Annotated in this window: 18 protein-coding genes; 10 read left to right on the top strand and 8 right to left on the bottom strand. The window is 35.1% G+C overall.

Translation table 11 applies throughout. The annotated features are described in order from the left end of the window. Positions 1–44: 44 nt before the first annotated feature. The gene (gene kdpC / locus RCP16_RS08620) at positions 45–620 is read left to right on the top strand and encodes a potassium-transporting ATPase subunit KdpC (protein ID WP_137224997.1); all 576 of its coding nucleotides are present in this window, start codon (positions 45–47) and stop codon (positions 618–620) included. Beyond that, positions 617–2,959, top strand: coding sequence for a histidine kinase (locus tag RCP16_RS08615; protein ID WP_069328194.1), 2,343 nt, complete (start codon positions 617–619; stop codon positions 2,957–2,959). The genes kdpC and RCP16_RS08615 overlap by 4 nt, the downstream gene beginning before the upstream one ends. 52 nt (positions 2,960–3,011) lie before the next feature. On the opposite strand, the gene RCP16_RS08610 is transcribed toward RCP16_RS08615, so the two are convergent. The 7 genes from RCP16_RS08610 to RCP16_RS08580 form a co-directional block, all read right to left on the bottom strand. Beyond that, positions 3,012–3,926 (bottom strand): DUF4097 family beta strand repeat-containing protein, encoded by a 915-nt coding sequence (locus RCP16_RS08610; protein ID WP_069328195.1) that lies wholly within the window; start codon positions 3,924–3,926, stop codon positions 3,012–3,014. Positions 3,927–4,145: 219 nt separating this feature from the next. Further along, positions 4,146–5,321, bottom strand: a complete 1,176-nt coding sequence (locus RCP16_RS08605) for a family 10 glycosylhydrolase (RefSeq protein ID WP_308642181.1) — start codon at positions 5,319–5,321, stop codon at positions 4,146–4,148. A gap of 439 nt (positions 5,322–5,760) precedes the next feature. Continuing rightward, a complete protein-coding gene (locus RCP16_RS08600; protein ID WP_083243540.1) occupies positions 5,761–6,084 on the bottom strand; it encodes a DUF3219 family protein in 324 nt (107 codons plus the stop codon). A gap of 31 nt (positions 6,085–6,115) precedes the next feature. Next, on the bottom strand, positions 6,116–6,664 hold the full coding sequence (locus RCP16_RS08595) for a phage tail protein (RefSeq protein ID WP_273593880.1): 549 nt from the start codon (positions 6,662–6,664) through the stop codon (positions 6,116–6,118). Positions 6,665–6,735: 71 nt separating this feature from the next. Further along, entirely contained in the window at positions 6,736–7,254 is a 519-nt protein-coding gene (locus RCP16_RS08590; RefSeq protein ID WP_137224987.1) for a phage tail protein, read from the bottom strand. A gap of 26 nt (positions 7,255–7,280) precedes the next feature. Then, positions 7,281–7,799 carry a phage tail protein gene (locus RCP16_RS08585; RefSeq protein WP_308642180.1) on the bottom strand — a complete coding sequence of 173 codons (519 nt, stop codon included), beginning with the start codon at positions 7,797–7,799 and terminating at the stop codon, positions 7,281–7,283. 23 nt (positions 7,800–7,822) lie between these two features. Continuing rightward, positions 7,823–8,308, bottom strand: a complete 486-nt coding sequence (locus tag RCP16_RS08580) for a GNAT family N-acetyltransferase (protein ID WP_069328200.1) — start codon at positions 8,306–8,308, stop codon at positions 7,823–7,825. 249 nt (positions 8,309–8,557) lie between these two features. Between RCP16_RS08580 and RCP16_RS08575 the strand changes: the two genes are divergently transcribed. After that, a complete protein-coding gene (locus RCP16_RS08575) occupies positions 8,558–14,074 on the top strand; it encodes a cadherin-like beta sandwich domain-containing protein (protein ID WP_308642179.1) in 5,517 nt (1,838 codons plus the stop codon). 124 nt (positions 14,075–14,198) lie between these two features. Here RCP16_RS08575 and thrS read toward each other — a convergent pair whose 3' ends face one another. Further along, a complete protein-coding gene (gene thrS / locus RCP16_RS08570; RefSeq protein WP_308642178.1) occupies positions 14,199–16,112 on the bottom strand; it encodes a threonine--tRNA ligase in 1,914 nt (637 codons plus the stop codon). Positions 16,113–16,779: 667 nt separating this feature from the next. Here thrS and RCP16_RS08565 point away from each other — a divergent pair. The 7 genes from RCP16_RS08565 (at position 16,780) to RCP16_RS08535 (ending at position 24,686) form a co-directional block, all read left to right on the top strand. Next, entirely contained in the window at positions 16,780–16,923 is a 144-nt protein-coding gene (locus RCP16_RS08565) for a thiopeptide-type bacteriocin (RefSeq protein WP_274170117.1), read from the top strand. 134 nt (positions 16,924–17,057) lie between these two features. Further along, on the top strand, positions 17,058–19,976 hold the full coding sequence (locus RCP16_RS08560) for a thiopeptide-type bacteriocin biosynthesis protein (RefSeq protein WP_308642177.1): 2,919 nt from the start codon (positions 17,058–17,060) through the stop codon (positions 19,974–19,976). Beyond that, positions 19,963–20,325 (top strand): hypothetical protein, encoded by a 363-nt coding sequence (locus RCP16_RS08555; RefSeq protein WP_308642176.1) that lies wholly within the window; start codon positions 19,963–19,965, stop codon positions 20,323–20,325. The genes RCP16_RS08560 and RCP16_RS08555 overlap by 14 nt, the downstream gene beginning before the upstream one ends. Before the next feature lie 62 nt (positions 20,326–20,387). Further along, positions 20,388–20,945, top strand: a complete 558-nt coding sequence (locus RCP16_RS08550) for a hypothetical protein (RefSeq protein WP_308642175.1) — start codon at positions 20,388–20,390, stop codon at positions 20,943–20,945. Positions 20,946–20,947: 2 nt separating this feature from the next. Next, a complete protein-coding gene (locus tag RCP16_RS08545) occupies positions 20,948–23,581 on the top strand; it encodes a YcaO-like family protein (protein ID WP_308642174.1) in 2,634 nt (877 codons plus the stop codon). A gap of 14 nt (positions 23,582–23,595) precedes the next feature. Further along, on the top strand, positions 23,596–24,492 hold the full coding sequence (locus RCP16_RS08540) for a hypothetical protein (protein ID WP_308642173.1): 897 nt from the start codon (positions 23,596–23,598) through the stop codon (positions 24,490–24,492). Continuing rightward, complete coding sequence (locus RCP16_RS08535; protein WP_308642172.1) at positions 24,489–24,686, top strand: hypothetical protein; 198 nt, start codon at positions 24,489–24,491, stop codon at positions 24,684–24,686. Before RCP16_RS08540 ends, RCP16_RS08535 begins: the two co-directional genes overlap by 4 nt. The last annotated feature ends 11 nt before the right edge of the window (positions 24,687–24,697 follow it).

Here is a 24,697-nt window from a genome sequence, read left to right as displayed (position 1 = left end):
GATACTTTGAAATGACTACTAAGAAATGAAGGGAAAGAATAGGTATGAAAACGGTATGGGTGACTTTACGAACAAGTATCATTTTATTTCTGCTCTGTTGTGTGTTCTATCAACTAGCAGTTACAGGGGTTGCGCAAGCATTGATGTCCAAGCAGGCGGATGGAAGTCTTATTTATAATAGTAACAATCAGGTTGTTGGTTCTGAACTGATCGGACAATCATTTACAGAACCTCAATATTTCCAAGGACGGATATCCAGTATTGATTACAATGCGAATGGATCAGGATCACCAAACTTTGCACCATCTAATCCAGAATTGCTCAAACGCCTGCAAGAATCTGTAGGTACATGGCAAAAGCAAAATCCAGATGTTCCCGTATCTTCTTTACCGGTAGATTTGATCACCAATTCAGGCTCAGGATTAGATCCTGATATTAGCCCTGAATCTGCTAAAGCTCAGATTCCAAGAATTAGTTCATTAACAGGAGTCTCAGCAGATCAATTACAAGCTTTAGTTCAGCAAAATACATCATCCCGACAATTAGGTATATTCGGTGAACCAGCCGTTAATGTATTGAAACTGAATCTTGCTTTGCAAAAAGAGCTATCTGCATCATGAACACTTTTCGCCGCAAAACACCTGAAGAATTGTTACAAATGATCACCAAATTAAAACAGGGACGTTTGAAAGTATATATCGGAGCCGTAAGTGGCTCCGGTAAAACGTACCATATGCTTCGGGATGGTCAGATGCTCCGTCAAGAAGGAATAGATGTTGTCATTTGTGCAGTATCTACCTTACAACGTCCGGAAACGATGCAACAATTAGGCGATCTAGAACGCATTCCAAGTATCCATTGGGTGAAAGAAGACAAGCAAGGGCAACAGTGGGAACAAAAAGATTTGAATCTAGAACAAATTATTATGCGCAATCCAGAGGTCGTTTTAGTCGATCATTTGGCTCATATGAATCGACCTGAAGCGAAGCATCGGACACGCTGGGAAGATATTCGTTATCTATTGGAACATGGAATCAGTGTCATGGTAACAGTTAATGTATATGAACTGGAAGGTTCGGCTCAATTGGCTCAGCAGTATATTGGCCGAGAAGTGGAATGTACGGTTCCTGCGGATACGTTACACCAAGCCGATGAAGTTCGATTAATTGATGTCACGCCAGAAGTGGTGCTGCAACGTTATTCTGCTGGTCTGTTGGATAATAGTAGTGACCGTGCTTTTTTTGAACGTGGGAATCTGGCTGTGTTACGTGAATTAGCACTGCGCACTGTGGCAGAGGGAGTAGGCGGTACACTGGAGAAGCATCGTGCCGAACAAGGGCTGACCGGACCGACAGGAACAGCAGAACGTATTATGGTGTCTGTGCAGTACCACTGGAATGGTTCTATTTATATCCGGCGTGGACAACAGATTGCCCGGCGGTTAAGTGGAGATTTGTTAGTTGTTTCTTTTCAAAATAAAGCACGTAAGCTCAATCGCGAAGAAGAAACATTCAAGCGTTCGATCCGTGAGTTATCGACTCAAGTGGGTGGCGTATTTGAAGAAGTGGCAATGATCTCTAAGCGCAGATTACCAAGACAAGTAGTACGTTATGCCAAAGAACACCAAGTAACACGTATTGTATTAGGACATTCACGCCAAAATCGCTGGCAAGAATGGATCAATCGTTCTGTGATTAATGGTGTATTGTTAATGACACGGGATATTGATATTTTTTTGATGGCAGATCGTGCAGAGCAAGAAGGAGAACGTATTTTACCTGCCAAAACGGCTAAAGTGAATGTTCCTAAAAAAGAAGATGTCTATCGTCGTTTACCTTCAGAAGAAATTGCTCGTCAAATTGACCATATTCGGCGCGGTACATTTAAAGTATATGTAGGAGCAGCACCCGGAGTTGGCAAAACATATACGATGCTACGTGAAGGTAACGAACTGCATCGCCAAGGTATAGATGTGGTGATTGGTTTATTAGAAACTCATGGACGACAAGAAACAGCAGATCAAGCGGCTTCATTGACATTATTACCAAAGCAAGTGATCAAGTATGGTGATCATCATTTAGAAGAATTAGATGTACAAAAGATTATTGAACGTAACCCAGAAGTCGTTTTGGTCGATGAATTAGCTCATACCAATGTACCGGGTAGCCGTAATAGTAAGCGATATGAAGATATCACAGAGTTATTAGCAGCAGGCATTTCAGTGATATCTACAGTCAATATTCAGCATTTGGAAAGCTTAAATGATGCTGTTGAACAAATCACAGGAGTTCGTGTACGAGAAACAGTACCGGATTCCATTTTGCATTTGGCAGATGAGGTAGAATTGATTGATGTTACACCACAGACGTTACGCCAACGATTACAAGAAGGCAAAATTTATGCTGCGTCCAAAGTCGAACAGGCACTCAGTAACTTTTTCAAAATGGGTAATCTGATTGCTTTACGTGAATTGGCATTACGTGAAGTCGCTGATGATGTCGATGAGCGTTTAGAATCGTGGGAGCGTAAAGATTCATTGCGTGGCCCTTGGCAACGAGAAGAAATTATTTTCGTAGGTGTCAAATTAGATCATGAAGCAGAGCGTCTGATTCGGCGCGGATTCCGCATTGCGTATCGACTCAAAGCCAAATTAATCGTTTCGTATATTCATCTGGGTAGCGAGTTCTCACTGGCAGGTGTAATAGCGGACAAAGCAGATAAGTTGCATCATTTAACAGTACGTCTAGGCGGAGAATTTGAGATTCGCTATCAACCACTACGTCAACGTTTAGCCCAGTCTATTGTAGAAGAAGCTCAATCGTACCATGCAACTCAGATGATTCTTGGACAGACAAGTACCCCACCTTGGAAAAGATGGGGCAGAGATTCATTATTGAAAAAAGTATTACGTTATGCACGCAATATGGATATTCTGGTGGTAGCAGATCGAGAAACTTAATTGTAGATAGATACAGATAATAATCTATTCACCTTTATAATCCAGAGGATACTTATTCAATCTCAATATCACCAGAAGACGTATTGGCTTTGATCATATAAGGACTATTTGTACCATTAGGTGGAACTTCCACATCGCCTGAGTTCGTATGGGCTTCATATGAACCTTCAAATTGATGGTTAGTGTGGATTTCAATATCGCCCGATTGAGCAGAAGCTTCTAGATTACGTGCTCCTTTTTGAAGAGTGATTAAGATATCACCAGATTGCGATTCGATATGACCTTCTCCGCCTAATTGCTGAATTTCGGTTTCACCGGAACTTGCGTTTGTATGAACATCTCCATCTAAGCGTTGCGCATAAATATCGCCTGAACCTGAAGCTAGATCGAGCGTAGAACCTTGCCAGTGTTCTAAGCGAATATCACCTGAAGAAGTAGCTAATTGCGTTTTGCCTTTCAAATCATAAGCTTTTACATCGCCTGAACTGGTTTGGAGTTGTATGTTGGTAGCTGTTACATTTTTGAGTGTTGTATGAGCAGATGATACATCCATATTAAATTGTTGCAATTGAGCTGGATCTGTTAAAGCAACTGTTATATGTTGAATAGCAGGTGTCACATCCCAATGGAATAAATTAAATCCATTACTTGTTTCTTTTAACGACAGTTGTAGGGTATCGTTTTGAATCGTTGTCTGTTGTAGTTGCTTGGAGATACCTTGATCTAGCTTACCTTCAAATTGAACAGTATCTTTACCATCTGTACTTGGCACAAAATCCACCTGCACATCATAAGCAGAATAGATACTTAATGCTTTCAATTGCCCACCAGATAATTCCCATATTTGTTTATGTACAAGAGAACCGGGTTTGCCACCTAATCCTAAATTATTAGAAGCCAGACCAATAATACCGGCAACAACACAGATAAGTCCAATAACGACACGTTTTTTGATGACTGTTTTCATAATAGTTCCTCCAGATTCATTGTACTTATCTTCTTCAGTCTGTATGTATTTTCCATATTTATATTCAGTCATACAAATAGTACAGTACTTATGATAACACAGTCAAAGATTTCATTTCTCAAAGATAGATATTAAAAAAATATAGAAAAAACTCCCTATCCGTAGAAGGAAGGGAGTTGAAATGTAACTGAGATGATTTACGTTCTCAAATGATTGATTTTAGAATGAATTACGAACACCAACATTATTGAACATCGCGTCAGTCCATTGACCTTTAACTGCATAGTTTACAGATGTAATCGTTGGAGCATTGGTACGCATACCGTTGTAGATATTTTGTACATCAGCTGTATTTAATTCAATATTTAATGAAGGGATGATGGTTACCGCTGGTTTTTCTTCAGTAGTTGTTTTAGCATTTGGCACTGTTGTTGCTAATTTAGCTTCTGTTGCTTTAAGGATACCATTGTTACTGTATACCCAATCCGCAGAATAACCTAAAGTTTGAAAATCAGCGATAGGAAGAATAAAGTCTACACTATCTTTAAATAATGAAATATCTTGGCTTGTACCTGTTAAAGTAGGAGATACCGTGAATACACCAAGTGCTAGATCAGGTTTGATTGTTGCGATATCTTCATCCACTGCTTTTACATAAGCTGCTAATTGCTCTGCTTTCCAAGTGTTCCAAGTGTTTAATTTGTTACTGTTGCTTTTCGTAAAATCAATCGTGTCTGGATCGAATCCATTAGCAGATTGGAATGCATTACGAGTAGAAGTATTCATATCTACACGATCGGTATCAAAATCAAGACCGCTTAATACAACGCCATCTACATTATAATTAGTTACGACTTCTTTAATAATAGAACGTTCGTACGTTTGTACATCAGATTCAAAAGGATTTACATAGTAGGTACTTCCGTTCATACCTGTGTAAGCTGAAACTCTTCCTTTATCATTGATTGTACGCATTTGCCAAGATGAGTTTTTATCAATAGCCGCTTTATCTTGGAATTGTGGAACAACAGCGTTCACTTTGATGCCATATTGATGAGCTTCATCAATCACATCAGCCAATGCATCGAATTCTGTGAATCCAGTAGCTTCTTTCACCAATTCACTGTTATAGAAAACATAACCAGATGATCCATTCACGTCGCTATCTTGTTTGACTGTCATATTAATAACAGACACATGGTTACGAACCGCTTGTTTGATAAACGTATCCACTGTTGCTGCATTAGTAAAGTTAGCTTCTGTTTGAACTGTAATTTCACTTGTAAAAGGAGTTACCGTAGCAACAGCTTCTTCTGCACTAGCTGTTGATGTTTGCCAAGGCATAATCGTAAGAGCCAATAAAGCAGCAGATAAAGAATAAGTAAGTTTTTTCATAATAGTTAGATCCTCTCCGAAATACATGTGTATTTTTGCTGAAAGTAAGTTATTGTCAGTTATAAATAATGAATAGCTTCTCAATTCAATTATTTTCCTATACGTTCTTATCTTTCGTAACTATACCATTATAATATGAATAACCAATGAACGACACCATGAGAAGTCTATGTCAATTGTCGCATTTAGACGAAAAACAGACATAATAGAGAAAAAGGTTCGCAGTTTTCCATGAGAATAATGATTTTTAGCCAAAATTGAATCAATTTGATTAGGTATACTATATAATACGTAACCTAAAGGTAAAAAGTTTCACATTTTAATGATATTTTCAAAAAAATTAAAAATCCACGCAAAAAAACCTTTATAAGTTCGCTGAAGTTTACAAGCACTTCAGTTCTTATAAAGGCTTTTTGATAGGAAGACTATAATCTAGAGATTATTCTTGAATCTCCATAAGCTCTAAATGAACATTGACGGTATCTTCCTCTGTAGTCAGCTTCGGTACAGAAGTCGAATAGTTGTGAATCGTTCCTTTGAAATGAAGATCGTGAGAAGGCACTTTAACATCAAAAGTCTGCCCGTATAAATGAGAAGTCACATCATGATACTCTTGATTACCAGTAATGACAAAATCAAAAGTAAGAAGATGGCGACTCTTTTCTTGAATCGAATGGCTGACCTGTTCATGTTGGAACTGTAAAGCGTTCAATTGCAAAGTGTCTAAATAGACAGGAATCGCTTCTGTGGAACGAATAGACATGGTGTACCAATTCCTTTCTAGTGGTTAAATCTTAAGATCTAATAGGATATTCTCCACTATAACAAATAATAAAGCTTAAAGCTAAATAAGGTTGCATATTATTATGGGGTTGACCGCCACCTGTATTTTGTACCATGAGTAGATCCATAGGAACTGTAGAATTAGGTACAGCATATAGATTAATTTGTGATTGAGAAGGTCCTACTTTTGGAGATTGCGACCAAAGGGCATTATTTGGAGAAGTAGTATTGCCCGGAATAGCTTTGGCTTGTGGAATATGATTATGAAGAGGCATTTCTACTGCTGATAATGTCACTGTTTCTGTACCTGCTGTACTTGCGATAGGATGGGGAGTCAAGGCTGGGTTAGCACCTGTACCTTGATGCATAGGAACATTACCTTGCAAATTAGGTAATTTAAATGTATTTGGGCTTGTTCCTGCACCATAAATAGTTCCGATAACACTATAAAGTTGATTATAATTTGCTCCATTTAATTCTTGTCCTTGGCAAAAAAACCAGTCTTGGGGTGCAAAATTTCCAGCAAACATTCGAATTTCGCCTACAAATGGATCAGCCATAAGAGATACCTCCATTAATAATATGATGATTGCTTTTGCTAAACGTATACTTATTAAATGTTATATCGATATTAAGGACGAGGTGGATAAAGTCCGGTAGTGGCAATACAGATGGTCAGTGCCAAATAAGGTTGCATATTGTTATGACCTGTCCCTGTCCCAGCATTAGCAAGAGCATTAGGCGCTAATGTTACGGCTGTTGCACCTGTAGAAGGCTTATAAGTATTCGGCGCTGGTGTTGACCAAGCATTACTTGTTGGTGTTTTGGAAGAAGCAGTTGCAGAAGATGCTTTTATATTATGATTATGTTGAGGCATCTCAGTAACCGTAAGTGGATGATTGGCTTCGCCAGCTTTTTGACCTAATGCATATGTGGTTCCAGATGAATTAACTCCTGTTCCAAGTGGAACTTGTCCTTGTAAATTAGGTAGAGCAAATGTTGTTCTTCCATCTCCGCCGTAAACGACTCCTAATAATGAAAAGAGAGCAGAATTTTGATTGACAGGTAGTAATTGTCCATTACATGCTAGCCATCCTTTTGGAACAAAACCATAAGGAAATATCCGAAGTTCGCCTAAAAACGGTTCCATAGTATAATCCTCCTCCAAATAATAAATTAGGGTCTTGATGGATAGATTCCAATTAAGCTGATAATGAATGAAATAGTGAGAGAAGGCATCATATTACTATGTGATTGACCACCGCCGTTCATAGAAACTGCTGTAGAATCCATTGGCGTTACATCTGTTGTGGTGACATTAGAATAAAGGTTAGTTGCGGTTGAAGCCCATGTATTATTTGCAGGCGTATTGACAGTAGCTGTATCGGATGTGGCTTTGACGGGATGAGTATGTGGGGGTAATTCACTCGTTTGTAACGTATTTGTTTCTGAACCTGATTTCTGTCCCAAAGTATAAGTTGTACCTGTATTTGTCCCAATATGAATAGGCAGACGACCACGTAAATCAGGTACAGCAAAATTAGTCTGTCCATCTCCACCATAAGTAGTTCCTAATAATGAGAATAAAATTTCATATTCACTGATAGTAAGTAATTGTCCATCGCAAAAAGCCCAATTTTCAGGAGCATAATTGCCAGCAAACATTCTTATTTCGCCTACAAAAGCTTCACTCATCGTCTTCACTCCTAGCATTTAGATTAGTGAGATATAGTTGATTGAAAAGAGGACGGTATCCATTCCATCGATAAATAGACTGGATCTGATTGATAAATGTTAAATCCTAAGCGGTCATACAATCGTTTTGCTGGATTATCTACAGCTACTTGTAAACGAAGAGGAATCTTTTGTTGTTGTGCTTCTAGTTGTAATTGCTTGAAAAGGAGTGTGCCAATATTAAGATTGCGGAAAGTTGAGGAGATCAGAATATCGATAATGTGTATTTCTTGAGGTGTGTAATCGATCATACAAGAACCTACAGCTTGTTCTTCGTGTAAAATAACAAATGTTTGAAGATTAGGAAAGCTATGCAGATAGCTTTGATTTTTAGAATTCCACTGCATAGAGATAATACTATTTTTAAAATGAATATCGACGTGATACAATTCTAATTCTGCTGTTTTCTGTGCTTCAAATAATTTGAATAAAAAGCTCGCATCTTGCTCTGTTGCGGCTTTTAAAGGCATACTTGGATCGCTCCCTTCTTCAAGATATCCTCATTCTAATCAAAAATTCAAAAATATTCCACTAAACACAGAATATATTTATTTTTTCTAGAAAAATCTATTCTTTTTTCTTCAAAAATAAACTATGTTATAAGTAAGATTATTTGTGCTTCTGTTATTTATAATAGTGGCGCTTACGATTTACAGATAGAAGGGGGTAAAACATTGACAAAGCCTATTTATTTTAAAAGGTATAAAAGATTTTTTTGTATGATGTTAGCCTTAATTCTAGTATTGACTTCGACAGGGTGGTCAGGTAACAACGTAGCTTCTGCGGCTACCACATGGACAACAGTGACATCTGATACCAATCAAGCCATTTATAAAGTTGCCTATGGAAATGGAATGTGGGTAGGTTCAGCTGAAGGTGGCAAAGTGGTCACTTCTACTGACGGAGCTACCTGGACAGAACGTACAGTCGATACTGCCCCAACACCTTATACCGAATCTTTTTTGAATGTTACGTATGGAGGAGGAAAATGGGTAGTTGTTGGTAATGCAGGTCATGTTTTCACTTCTAGTGATGCGATAAATTGGACAGAACACAGTATTTCTACTGCTAATAATTTAAGTGGTGTTACCTATGCTAATTCTACCTATGTGATTGTAGCCAATAGCGGCGATATTTATTATTCTTCAGACGCTATCACATGGACGAATACAAAACCTGCTTCCGATGATTTTTTAGGAGTTGCTTATGGGAATAACATCTTTGTAGCCGTAGGTGCGAATGGAATAGCTTATAGTTCACCAGATGGTGTAAATTGGACCAATAGAGGACCGATTGCAGGAAGTAGCTCCTTATATTCGGTTAGATTTTTAAACGGTTCTTTTTACGCAACATCAGATGGAAAAATAATAACATCTACCAATGGGACAAGTTGGAATGCTCCTCAACCGATTTCTGGAGCGTCAGCAACTGTTTTTTATGATATTACTTATAGTGGTGGTAAATATGTACTTATTGGAGATCTTGATGGAACTTTTACAAATGGAGTTATTTTGACTTCGAGTAATGGTACATCATGGACTTCAGAAACACCGAATGCAACGCCCGTTTTGTATGGAATAGCATCAAGCAGTAATCAATTTACAGCTGTAGGTGATGCAGGAAGCATTAGAACTCAAGCTATTGCACCAGCAAGTACTGATGCTACACTTAATGCTCTTTCGATCAATCAAGGAATATTATCTCCAACCTTTGCCTCAGGCACTACAAGTTACACTGCAAGTGTAGCATTTGGTGTCACTACTATTAATATCACCCCAACAGTCAATCAAGCGAATGCTACTGTCAAAGTGAATGGAACTGCTACTACGAGTGGAACAGCTAGAACGGTATCTTTATCCGTAGGAAGCAATCCGATTCCAGTAGAAGTAACAGCACAAGATGGAACAACGACCAAAACGTATACCATCACCGTTACACGAGCAGGCCCAAGCACCAATGCCAATTTAAGTAGTCTAGCGATTAGTCAGGGAACGTTATCCCCATCGTTTGCCTCAGGAACAACAAGTTATACAGCTAACGTAACTAATAACGTTACGAGTCTAACGGTTACCCCAACAGTAGCCAATAGTAATGCAACAGTTACAGTAAATGGAGTTACGGTAACCAGTGGAAATGCTTCAGGAAGTATTGCTCTTGCAGTAGGCAGTAATATGATTACAACTGTAGTTACAGCGCAAGATGGATCAACTCAGACATATACAGTGACTGTGACTCGTGCGGCAGCCCCAAGCACCAATGCGAATTTAAGTAGCCTAGCAATTAGTCAGGGAACGTTATCCCCATCGTTTGCCTCAGGAACAACAAGTTACACGGCTGACGTAGCTAATAATGTCACCAGTCTAACGGTTACTCCAACAGTATCTAACACCAATGCAACTGTTACGGTTAACGGAGCAACAGTGACAAGTGGAAATGCTTCAGGAAGTATTGCATTGAATGTAGGTAACAATACAATTACAACGGTAGTCACTGCTGAAGATGGAACAACCACCCAGACATATACAGTGACTGTGAATCGCGCAGCACCTCCAAGTACAAATGCCGATTTAAGTGCACTATCCATAAGTTCGGGAACACTGTCTCCTGCTTTTGCTTCAGGAACAACCAATTACACCGCTAGTGTGAACAATGCAACAACAAGTCTTACCATAACGCCCACATTAGCAGATGCTACAGCAAGTGTGAAAGTGAATGGAGTCGCAGTAAGTAGTGGAAATGCTTCAGGAGCGATTGCATTAAATGTAGGTAGTAATACGATTACAACGGTAGTTACCGCACAAGACGGAACAACAACCAAATCGTACACAATTACTGTCACTAGAGCAGCAAATAGTAATAATAATTTAGGCGGATTATCCATAAGTTCGGGAACCTTATCTCCCACATATAACTCAGCAACACCCAGTTACACGGCTAGTGTGAGTAATGCAACAACAAGTATTACAGTCACACCGACTACAGCAGTTAATACAGCAAGTGTGACGGTGAATGGAAATGCCGTAACCAGTGGAAATGCTTCACAAAGTATTCCATTAAATGTAGGAAGTAATACCATTACAATTACTGTAACAGCGCAAAATGGTTCGCCTAAAACGTACACAATTACTGTCACTAGAGCAGTAAGCATTAATGCTAATCTAACTAATTTGGTATTGAGTCAGGGTATATTGTCTCCAACATTTGCCTCAGGAACAACCAGTTATACAGCTTCTGTTGGTTATAATATAAGTAGTCTGACTGTCACACCAACGGTAGCGGATAGTGCAGCAAGTGTGACTGTAAATGGAGTTGCGGTAAGTAGTGGAAATGCTTCACAAAGTATTGCATTAAATGTAGGAGACAATACCATTACCACTATAGTCACTGCGCAAGATGGAACAACGACCAAAACATACACTACTACAGTAACACGGGCTGCTGCAACGAATAATGCTAATTTAGCTAACTTATTGATCAGTGCAGGTACATTGTCGCCAGCATTTGATGCGACAGTTACGTCTTATACAGCTTCAGTCAATGATGCAACCAGTAATATTAGTGTTACGCCGACGACAGATGATCCTAATGCTGTAGTGAGAATCGATAGTAATTTGGTTACAAGTGGTACTGCAACAATAGTCGGTCTTGCTACAGGAAATAATAGTATTGTTATTGAAGTGACAGCATCAGATAATTCGATCAAAACGTATACTCTTCAAGTGAAACGTCTTCAAAATCCTAATCTAAGTAATTTAACGATTAGCGCTGGGACATTGAATCCTGTGTTTGATACGGCTACAACATCATATACAGCTACAGTTAATTATTCATCTTCCACCATCCAAGTCACACCAACAACCATCACTACACCTCAACAATTAACAGTAGCAGGGATAAATGCTACTAGTGCTACAGCAACGACTGTTCCTTTGGCTGTAGGAAGTAACACGATTCCAGTTGTGATTACGATGACAGATGGAACCACACAAACGTATACGATTACAGTTACCCGTAACAATATTAGTGATGCCGATGCTGTAAGTGAAGCATACAATACATTAGTGATTGGCTATGCAACAGGAGATAGTGAGAGTTCGGTGACTCAGAATCTTACGTTACCTACCACAGGAATTAACGCTACTACTGTCAATTGGACCACAAATAATCCAAGCGTGATACAAAATAACGGAACAGTCACGCGTCCATCTTATCCTAATCCTGATGTGACCGTCACTCTAAATGCATTGATTCAGAAAAATGCAGCACTGTCGATTAAAACATTTACCGTAGTAGTCAAATCTCTTCCAATTACGGATGTACAGGCAGTAGCTGAAGATATGAATGCTTTGCAAGTACAATATGCAAATGGCGATACTGCCAATGCAGTCACCCAAAATGTAGGACTTGCTCTAACAGGAAGTAATAATACCGTTATTACATGGGAATCAAGCAATCCACAACGAGTAAGTTCTACAGGTACAGTCACACGCAGTACCTATAGTGAAGGTGACCAGAACGTTCGCTTAACTGCTCAAGTCCAACGTGGAAGTGTTACAGATACCAAAACATTTGATCTGATTATCAAAGCTAAATCTGCTTCAAGTGGAAGCAATCTCAAAGGATTAACCGTTAATGGACTTGTATTCAGTCCAGCATTTAATCCAGAAATCAATAATTATAATATGAGTGTAAGTAACGCTACAAACAATATTACGGTTACAGCATCGGTATATGATTCAGATGCAACGATAACCGTTAATGGTAAAGTACTTGCAGATGCAGGAACATCGGATCCAATTGCTTTGTCTGTAGGAGAGAATGTAGTTACGATTATCGTTACTGCTCAAAATGGTGCTACACAATCGTATACGATCACGATCAAACGTGATAAGAAATCGGACTCTGGCTCAGGCGGTGGCGGATCGAGTAATCCAGATGATTCTAGTACGCCGGGCACAAACCCAGGTACAACAGAACCTACAACGCCATCTACATCAAGTGGTTTTGAAATTATCATTAATGGACGACAAATTGAACAAATCGCTACAGGGGTATTAAATCAACAAAATGGTCAATCTGTTTTTACAGCCACAGTAGATACAGATAAATTAGGCAACTTGTTAGCGAATGAAGGCAATGCTCCACAAGTTATTATTCCTGTCAAAGCGAGTGCTGACAAGATCAATACTGTATTAACTGGGGAAGCAGTACAGATTCTTGCAGGTGCACAAGCAACTTTACGTATTGAGACTGTACTAGGTAATTACACATTACCTTCTACTCAATTACGTATTCAACAACTAGCAGGGGAACTTGGTAACAATGCGAATTCAGCACAGCTAGAAGTCAATGTCACCATTACTCGTAGTACAGATGCAGTGATTAATGCACTGAATAATCGTGCTGCTCGTGATGGATTTATAGTAGCGGTAGCTCCAGTAGACTTCAATGTTACAGCTACTTACAATAATCAGACGTCAGCGGTGAATGAATTTACCACTTATGTCAAACGCGAATTACCAATTCCAGCAACATATGATCCTAGTCGTATTACAACAGCTGTTGTTGTCGATGCACAGCAAAATATTCATCATGTGCCTACTGCGGTCGCTAAGCAAGGCGAAGCTTATTATGCAGTCGTTAACAGCTTGACCAATAGTAATTACGGTCTCATCTGGAATCCAGAAGAATTATCAGATGTAGCTAATCATTGGTCGAAATCAGCGGTAAATGATATGGCTTCACGTCTTATTGTCAATGGAGTTGATGCAACTCATTTTAATCCGAATAGCAATGTGACAAGAGCAGAATTTGCAGCTATTCTAGTGCGTGCTCTAGGTTTATCAGATACAGGAACCTCTTCCAAATTCACAGATGTATCGACATCTGATTGGTATATGGGTGCTGTAACTGTCGCTAATAAGTACAACTTAATCGATGGATATGAAGATGGTACATTCCGTCCAACTCAAACGATTTCTCGTCAAGAAGCATTTGTGATCTTGAACCGGGCGATCGCTATTGTCAAACTACAACAAACAGCAGGTAGCGCTACATTAAGCAGCTATTCAGATCAAAACAAAGTAGCCACTTGGGCACAGACAGCCACTCAAGCAGTGTTGTCATCGGGTGTAGTTCAAGGGAATGGCAAATTACTGAACCCAACAGGTCAAATGAGTAGAGCAGAGACAGCAACCGTTATGCAACGTCTACTCAAATTAGCTAAATTAATCTAAGATGGTGCAGATGATAGGCAATGTTCAAATAATATAGTATATGTACAAAAAAGAATCCTTTAGGCAATTTGCTAAAGGATTCTTTTTCTTTTAGAAAAATGTTGCTCAAACAACGTTCACTTGATTACGACTTAGCATTATTTTGCTGAGCAATTGTTGAAATAATTTCTTCTATAGAAAGAACACCTAGATCAGCGCCACCATGTTGACGAACAGAAGCAGAATTAGCATTTTTCTCATTTTCACCAACAACCAAGATATAAGGTGCTTTTTCCATTTGAGCTTCACGCATTTTGTAACCTAATTTTTCATTACGAATATCGATCTGAACACGAATACCTGTTTGGATCAATTGTTGTTTCACTTGCAATCCATAATCAATATAATGTTCAGAAACAGGTAGGATTTTAATCTGCACTGGAGCTAACCAGACAGGGAAAGCACCTGAATAATGTTCTGTTAGTATACCTAGAAAGCGATCGATCGAACCATAAATCGCACGATGAATCACAACAGGACGATGCTTGAGATTGTCTTCACCGATATAAGTCAGATCGAATTTTTCAGGCATTTGAAAATCAAGTTGGATAGTACCGCATTGCCAGCTACGTTTGAGCGCATCTAGAATATGAAAGTCGATTTTGGGACCATAAAAGGCACCATCACCTTCATTAAGTGTATACTCAATTCCTCGATGATCCAGCACATTACTTAGCGCTTGTTCAGCCTGATCCCATAACTCATCTGCACCCATATAATCTGCTGGACGAGTCGATAATTCGATTTTGTAATCAAATCCAAATACTTTATACATATCATCGAGAAGTGTCATCGCCTGATTGATCTCATCTTCAATCTGATGTGGCATCGCATAGATATGAGCATCATCCTGACAGAAAGTACGCACACGCATCATACCGTTAAGCGCACCGGAGAATTCATGACGATGTACCTGACCGAACTCCATCATCCGAATAGGAAGTTCACGATAAGAATGCAGATCGTTTTTGTAAATCAACATATGTCCCGGACAGTTCATCGGTTTCAAAGCAAATGCTTCTGCATCCACAGGAGCAAAATACATATTGTCTTTGTAATGATCCCAGTGACCGGATTGTTCCCAAAGTCGCTGATTCATCATTAGCGGTGTACGAACTTCTTGATAGCCATTTTTCAATTGCATGTCGCGTGAAAAGTTCTCCAATTCTGTCCGCAAAGCCATTCCTTTAGGCAAATAGAACGGCATACCGGGTGCTTCTTCTGAGAACATAAACAAATCCAATTCTTTTCCCAGTTTGCGATGGTCTCTTTTTTTCGCTTCTTCTAGCATATGAAGATGTTCATCCAATTGATTTTTTTTGGCAAAAGCTGTTCCATAGATACGTTGTAACATTTTCTGATTAGCATCACCGCGCCAGTAAGCGCCTGCAACATGCAATAATTTGAATACTTTTATTTTGCCAGTGGAAGGAAGATGAGGACCACGACAAAGGTCGAAAAATTCACCTTGCTCATAGATTGAAATTTCTGCGTCTAGCGGCAGATCGTGAATTAACTCTAATTTATAAGGATCATTGATGTCTGTAAAAATAGCCAATGCTTCTGCACGACTAACGACTTTACGGACGATCGGCAAGTTTTCATTGATAATCTTGTTCATTTCTTTTTCAATATCTCTTAATTGTTCTACAGACAAAGGGTTAGCAATATCAATATCATAATAAAATCCGTCTGCAATCACAGGACCAATGCCTAGCTTCACTTGTTGATCACTATAAAGGCGTTTAATCGCTTGTGCCATTAGATGAGCAGTGCTATGACGATAAATGGCTAATCCTTCAGCATCATCCAGTGTGATCATCTCAACCGCACTATCTTGATCAATGATAGTATTGAGGTCAACCAGTTGATTATTGATCTTGCCGGCAATAGCTTGTTTGCCAAGACTTGTGCTGATCGAAGAAGCGAACTCAGCGATAGATACAGGTGAATCTACAGAACGGATCGAGCCATCAGGTAAAGAAATGTGAATAGACATTATAGATTCCTCCAATAATTAGAATAGTAAGCGCAAAAAAGCACACTGTCCCAGAAAGGGACGAGTGCGCTTGGCTCGTGGTTCCACCCTAATTTGACCTCCCTGTAGAAATAGCTAAATACGCTATGATCATGCAGAGAAAAGTCCTCATTGGAATCCATTAACGGGGATTAGGCGGTACTATCTAATAAGATGATCACGATGTACCATCTGTTCAATACTACGGCTACAAAGGGGTAATTTCACATTTGTCGACTGAAAAAGCTCTCAGCAATCGCTTTTCTCTCTGGGCAGTGCAGAATATGAACCATGTCTTTGGTCAAAGCCTGATATTTATTTGGGATGTGCTATTGATTCCTGATTATAGGAGTGTAATTGCAAAAGGTCAAGACTAAATTATCAGAACATATCATTTCAATTAAAGTTAGAATTATTTCAAATACTGAAAGTAGTATGAATATAAGGAATATTAGTATCATATAATGGAATTAAATATAACATAGTTATCTTTTTAATTATTTATTTTCTTATAAATACAAGTTAAATAATACTTTTTATGGTAAATAAGATTTTTATTGACAATATTTAATGTTTAATCTAACATAGTAAATAGATAAATTCTTCCATGGAAATTTATCTAAAATAAAACTAAGAGGAGTGTTTACTTATGGAAATGGAAAAAATCGTTAATTTGAAAGATCAAGAAATCGAATTGGATTTGGAAGTTTATGAGGTAGATTCTTCGACAGTTTTAGAGAATATGGGCGCATCTAATGGCACAAATTCATGTTCCGTGGTTGTTAGCACATAAAATAATTAAACGTAATAGATACATGAACAAATAAACGTAATGCTCAGTTAATTTAACTGGGCATTACGTTTATCTAAATAATGGATATATTTCAAATCTAATTAAAATCATATGAGGTGATTAGATTGGTACATATGACTGATTCTTATTTTATAAGAAGACCTGTGTTATCTTTTCTCAATTTAAAAAAACTATATAACTTAGACTCTAAGCAATTAGAAGAACATGTTTTAGAACTGCTTAAAGACGATATTTATATGGAACGAATTCTTATAGCAAGTCCAGAATTATACAAAGAATTAAAAAAAATTAATAGTGAAGACAAAAATATCAATAAAAATATTATAGAAAAATGTTTAAAGTATTTAATTAGGATGTCTTCAAGAAGTATGCCATTTGGACTTTTTTCTGGGGTAAGTTCGTTAAGCTTTGAACATTCTCATATTAATCCACTGTCATTTAAAAAAGTAAGAGTATCTATTGAATGGTTAAACGTTGTAAGTAAGTTGATAGAAAGTAATACTACTACAAGTTCAAATATACAATTAGAAAAAAATAGTTTAACAAGAGAAATTGAGCAAAATTTAATTATAGATCGATTAGTCAACAAACAATTAAAAAGAACTGAAATAAAAGTAAATAAATTTATTTCTGCCCTAATTAACTTTATTGAAAAGCCCAAATCTATTAATGAAATCTTAATTCATTTAAGTGATGGTAGCGATCGTCAAAAGAATAAGATATTAGATCTCCTTCAATTGCTATTAAGTCATGATATTTTAATTAGTAACATAAGGCCAGGATCAATAGCGATCAAAAAAGATATGTTACAAGCATTAATTTCGAAATGTAATGAAAATGAATTTCTTTATTATGAGTTAAAAGAAATTGCAGAACTTATTCAAAAGTATGAAAATACAGACCTTGGAAAAGGTAGTTCCCTTTATCATGATGTAGTGGGAAAAATGAGTCTGATTTGTAGTCATAAAAGATATATTGTGGTTGATCTTTTTCTTGACAATAAATTAAGTGTTTTAAGCAAAGATATAGGTGAAAAAGTTTTGAAAGATACAGAATTTTTGAGTTTTCATCTTTATTCTTATCAGCATAATTGGCAACAATATTTTGAAAAGTTTATTGAAAAATATGGATACTATAATGAATTACCATTAATGGATTTATTAGATCCAGATTATGGTTTGGGAAGAATCGATTTTAATAAACAGACTACTAAAAGCACTATGTTATTAGAGCGCTACATGCTTTCTAAAATACAACAAGCAAATATAGAAAATAAAGATATTATTGAATTGACAGAAATAGATAAAACGAATTTTCAAAATATGAACAGAGATCCAGTAAATTTCAAGCTAAAAGCAGATTATGATATTAAATTTGGGATCATCGAAGAGGCAGGGGAACAAAAGATTATATTAGATGAGCAAAATTTCAGTTTGAGAAAAGGCTCATTTACTGGTAGATTTGAACCTGATTATGAATATACATGTATAGAACAATCAAATCAAACCTATATTCAGGCAGAGTTGAATATAGTTCCTGATAATTATGCAGATATTGGAATCACGTATAACGCTCCGTCTTATCAAATCAATATCACTTCAACTAGCCAGACAGGTACAGAAGAACGAAATATAAATGTAAAAGATTTATATGTTGGAGCGAATCCATCAGGATTGTATATTAAAAGTCTCAAATTAAATAAAGAAATTATACCAGTGACTACTCATTTGTTACAGTATATTAATTTTAATGAAAATCCTGTACTTCTATTTTTAGCAGAATTCAGTAATTACAAATATAGTATGCCTCGAAATTTAACATTTCCTAGTCTTTATACACTAAATTATATTCCAAGAATAGAATACAAAAATATTATTATTTCACCTAAACGTTGGAATATATTGTGGGAAGATATGAATTCATATATACAAAATAAAAACTGTACAGCAATAGAATTTTTAGAATGGTTTATAGAATTTTATCAAATAGACGATATTGTTCATATTTTAGATGGTGATAAAAGGCTACCTGTTTATGTGAAAACAGATTTAGGTCTTTCTTTTTTGCTAGCTAAATTAAAAAAGCTGTCTTCAACAAAAATTCTGACATTGATAGAATCTCCTGAATTGAAATCCGATGTGCAGCCTTTTATAGGTGATTATATTGTTCAGGCTTTAACCGATGAAAAAGAAAATACAATTAAACCTTATAGTATGGGTACACCATATTCATCCCAATGGGCTACAAAATGGAAAAGTTACTATGTTTATTATAAGGAAAATAAAAGGTTATCCACAATCAGAACATGTATAGATTATTTAGAACATTATGGAATTGAAAATTATTTTTATCTTGATTATATGGATGAACAAAAACATTTGAGGATTCGCTATCAATCATCAGATAGAGATAATGAGGCTTCATTTGATGATTTTTTACTAAGTTTGATTCAAGAAAACAAAATCAAATCATTTAGTAAACATTTATTTTTACCGGAATATAATCGTTACGGGGGAACAGAACTTTATTCTACAGCTTATTATCTATTCGAATTAGAATCAAAGTGGTTTTTTCAATCTATTAAAAATAATGTGTTCAAAAATAAAACAGATCAAGAAATCGGAATCATTATGTGTATTATTACAGTTTTAACAATGCATAATCATTTTGAAGAAGGATTACATTTTTTGAATACACTTCACACTCAACAACAATTATCACTAAAAGTGTTTAAAAAAAATAGAGACTATTATGTGAATCTAGGTATTGAAGCTATTTCTATATTGAATGATTGCGAGGATTTAAAACAATTAGGCAAAGAAAGATTCAATTATGTGCAATTAATCAAAGAGCATTATAGTTCAGATCGAGTACATTATACTTTACAAAGTTTATTGCATATGACATTAAATCGAATTATCGGAGTACAGTTAGATTTAGAAAAAGAAATTTATGACTTATCAGAACCGCTCTTTTTTAACCTTAAAAATCTAATAGTAGATAAAAGGAGAGTTGAAGATGCAATTCTATGAGATTAAATGCTATAGCAATTCTACAATAACACCTCCTTTTATTAACTATATACGTCAATTGATATCGAGTGAAAAAAGTATATCTGTAAAAAAAAATTGGCAAAATGGATATCATCTTCATTTGTTTGGATTTATGAATGACCAGAAAGCTAGACAAATTGAAGAAGATTTTAAGAAATTATTATCTGATTATCCCCCTTTAAAATATGATGAGAAAGAATTTAAAGAAAAATATAGTAAAATTTCGATCATTACAGCACAGCCTGAAGGTCTAGATTCTATTTTGCAAAATCAAGTAATTGTAAAAAGAAAAAGACTGAAGAGGATTTTGAAAATGAAAAACAGTTAGAGCTTTATTTGAATATTCATAAAGTATTTGATAGACAGTACGGAGAGTATTATTTTGGTGATATGAAAATTGAAAATATTATTGAAGATATGTATCCGTTTATCGATAAGCTTCCCTATACTATTTTGAATCAAGAGAAAAATTTAATTTCTAATGGATATATATCACATAATTCACATTTTATTGGATTTTTGAATTCTTTAAAGCAAGAACAACGCTCTACCATTACTGATCAATTTGAGCAAAGAAGATCTAAATATATTCATCAATTTTTCGAAAAAAAGCTTGAAAATAAATCATTATTTCATCAAGATCTAGAAGCTATTTTTCTTAAAATAACAAAGCTAGTTGAAGAAAAAGCCCTTACTTTTTTATCTCCTAAAAAAGTGGAAGATATTACAGCTAAATTACCTCAATACAGCAAAAAACATGCAGAGATTTTTGGATCAGCTGAATTGTTAAACCAAACTTTATATGATCCCGTTTTATGTACTAATAAGTGGATATTGAATGTGCTTTATGAAAAATTAGTTATCCTTCAAATTCGACCCATTGATAAATTTTATATGAATTATTTTCTTAGCAGACTCATCTTTGAGCAATCTTCTCTGGAGGTGTAAATATGAAAATCATTCTAGAACCTAGCTTGTATATCATGGAAAATGAAATCGATTTTTTTATTACAACTCAAAATATTAATTTAAAATTAGTATTGAATAAAGATCAAAAATTAAATGTCTATACATTTATCGACAAAATAAAAAAGAATCAAGGAAAAAATATAGAGACTACAGATTTGAATACATTTGAGAATAAAATTTTAGGCTTATTTTTAAATAAAGGGATTGCTTGGAATAAAGAAAATGAAATTGATTTAAAAACAAAAGAGAGTTTACCATTTAATAGAATTTATGGGTCTTTAACCTTGCTTCATATTTTAAAAAGTCATTTCGATCAAAATAGTCAAATAAAAGAATCAAACAAAGAATTTTATATTCATTTTGAAGAGTTAAAACATAGGCAATCCTCTGTTTATTTGTATCAAGGGAATGAACAACTATATATGTCTCCCATATCTATTGCAGAAGCAGTACAGGTGAACTGGAAACCGATTTATGAGGAGTATGCTGCTTATTCTTTTTTAGAATTTATTCAAAAAAATGATTTACAAAAATTAACAGAATTTATTATTAAAATGGATTTATCTATCTATACTCAAACTATTGAATATTTAACTTATACCAGTATTAATGAAAAAAGTTTTATTACTAGTATAAAAGCAGATCCAATTTTATCTAATTATCAATTGGAAATAGATCATGAAAATTATTTCCCATTAATATACCTTCAGTACTATTCAATTAAAAATAAAAAAGAGAAATTTCATGCTATAGGTTTTGATCAGCAAGATGCATTACGTAACTTGTTATTTTTATTAATGGAACAATCAAATGATAATAGTATGCATATTCTAGATCCTTATTGTGAAAAATATTTACTAGAGCAAGAGTCTTTTCTCAATAAATATATTAATATTGTACTCAACATAAAAGGAAAAGAAATAATAGAACAAAGGATAGGAAACGATATAAAGGATACTGCAAATAAGTGTTGTATGAATTCATTATTTATTTCTTATATGTTAAATCATAAGAGAGGGAGGGAAATAATGAGTCTAATTATTTATGGGCAGCACATTGAAAAAATAATAGAACAATGTATAAGTAGAATAAATACTCTGATGACGATTGAAGAATCAAAACAGCCTCTCCATTCACAAATGATACTACTAAAAGATCGTATTTATATTAGTAATACCCAGAAAACTATAAATGAAAAGATGCATCAAAAATCAGAAAAAAATGCTATGTATAATTATTATCATACATCTAAAGAAGATATTTATAAGCATATTTATTATTATTTTATTCATCACGAAAGATACTCTTTTATTTCTATTGACTCTTGTTGTATTCAAATGGAAATAAAACATTCTATTCGAGATCATGAGTTGAAAAGTCATTCATCATCCAAGCGATTGGAATCTCAAGTTAGAATGGATGAACTTAAATATTATGTAATGGAATATAAATCTGGATATATTATAAAAACGGATGGTCATAATATTTCTATTATGAATAGAGAATATCCTCTAATTGAAGGATTTGGATATGAATTTGATAAAAATCTGGCTTTAAAAAAAGCGATGTTTGAATATCTTGAAAGGTGTATGGCTTCTTATGAATTGAAAGATAAAATAGTAGACACTTACAATAATCTCAAAAGTCAGGCGATCAATCCAGAAGTTTTTGGTCTGTATAATGAGAAAAATTGGAAATTGTCTTCTTATGAACCTGATCTTATTCTCGAATGGATAGAAGCCAAGTCATTAATCAGTAATGATTCCATTTATGTACCAGAACAATGGGTTCAATATTTGAAAAAAGATATATTGAATCAATATGTATACGATAGTTCTAATGGATCAGCGATAGGTAATACGTACAAAGAAGCTAGTTTCTTTTCTATATTAGAAGGAATTGAAAGAGATCTATTTATGCGAAACTGGTTCTACACTCATCAATTTAAAAGAATAGAATTTGATTCTGCTAAGGAAACATTTTTGCGAGGAGCAGAGTTATATTTCCAAAAATTAGGTTATGATTTAGAGTTCTATTATATGGAAAATACGATGAATCTACCAGCTGTTTGGTGTCTCATTCAAAGTAATGATTTGCAAAATAATTTATATTCCATTACAGGGCTTGGTTGTCATCTTCACATTACACATGCTATAAAAGCGGCTTTTTTTGAAGCTTATAAAGCATTTGAAGATTTAACAAATCAAGATCAAGAGAAACTATTGGAAGAAATTCAAAGAGTAGAAAAGATCAAAGAGATTGATAAAGTGATGGATCATTTATATTACTTTCTTTCTTACGAAAGTAAAACAATTATTGAGGAAAAACTTAAGGGAATAGAGTCTATTTATTATTCTAAATTATTATCTAATTCATATGAACATATCGATATCCGAGAAGAATTGAAACAGCTAATAAATAAAGCATCTACTTATTATCAGGATATTTTGATTGTTGATCAAACCAATGATTTTCTAGAAAACTTTTCTTTACATTGTACAAAAGCCATATTGATTGGTAGCGTACCTTTAGATTTTACTACTCATTTTATTCGCCCTTACCACAAAGCATCGGATGCCAAAATAAAACAAAAAAATATACATCCACTTGCATAATAGGGAGGAATAATATGCAATTTACAATAAAAGATTATATTCGAGAAATTTCATCATACTATGGAGAAAAAGATGTATATCAAAATTTTGGATCTAACTGTGATGAGTATATTCTTCTAAAAGAAATCGAAATACCAGTTATGCAGCAAATGCCTACGTCTATCATTCACAATTTACTTTCGTCTAACAGCTATATTCGTGCCACTGGAGAAACATCATTCAAAATTCATAAAGGGTATCCTTCTCCTCGAAGTTTGTATCCTCTTCAATTATTTTTTTCATTAGGTGAAGGAATATTTTTGAAAAATAATGAAGTTGATACGGATCAACATTATTTTAAAAATGAAAATTTAATCATGGAGCCTGGAAGTCTTGTATTAGAAGTAGAGAATAAATATCCCGAATATTACTCACATATTCGTAAAACATTATCTACTTTAGAAATGGGGCATTTGCTATACAATATATTGTATATCGCTAGCGTATTAGGCATCAATTATACGTTAAATATAGCAGAGAATCGTATCTTACTCATTCATTCTAAAAAAACGCCTATAACTGATGATATTGATTACATCAGACTAGAAAAATTTAATCAATCATGTCAACTTAGGAATAGTGGTCCTTATCGATTTCGTCTTTTAAATACATCTATAAATCATAATATTTACCCACAACAGTTAACTCGAAACCTAAGTAATATATGTACAAACATGTATCGATTTTTTCAATTAGATCTTGAAAACTCTATCCAGGCACTGGTCTATTATAATGATGGATCAGGAAAGTTTATATGTGAAAATCAATCATATTCTGATTTGAGTTATCAAAAAGTAAATAAAATATACCCGCATATTAATTTTTACGGTGTACCTTTTTTTGTTTTTTTCTGCTGGATCATACGGTATTGACTGATGAGAATATAACAGGACATTTATTAATGTTGGGTTATTTGGCTCAATTTGTTTGTCTTCAATTTTTAGGTGAAAATAAATTTTGTAGACCTATCAAAAGTTTTGATATGAATACTGTTGAAAGTACATTAGGTATAGATGGTACTCAATATACTTCGTATTATTTACTTATTGCAGGAGAAGTTGATTAATTTCTAAAAAT

The organism is Paenibacillus nuruki (genome assembly GCF_963311185.1).
GTDB lineage: Bacteria > Bacillota > Bacilli > Paenibacillales > Paenibacillaceae > Saccharibacillus > Saccharibacillus nuruki.
The sequence above is the reverse complement of the archived record's forward strand: the minus strand, read 5'-3'. Positions and strand labels throughout refer to the sequence as shown.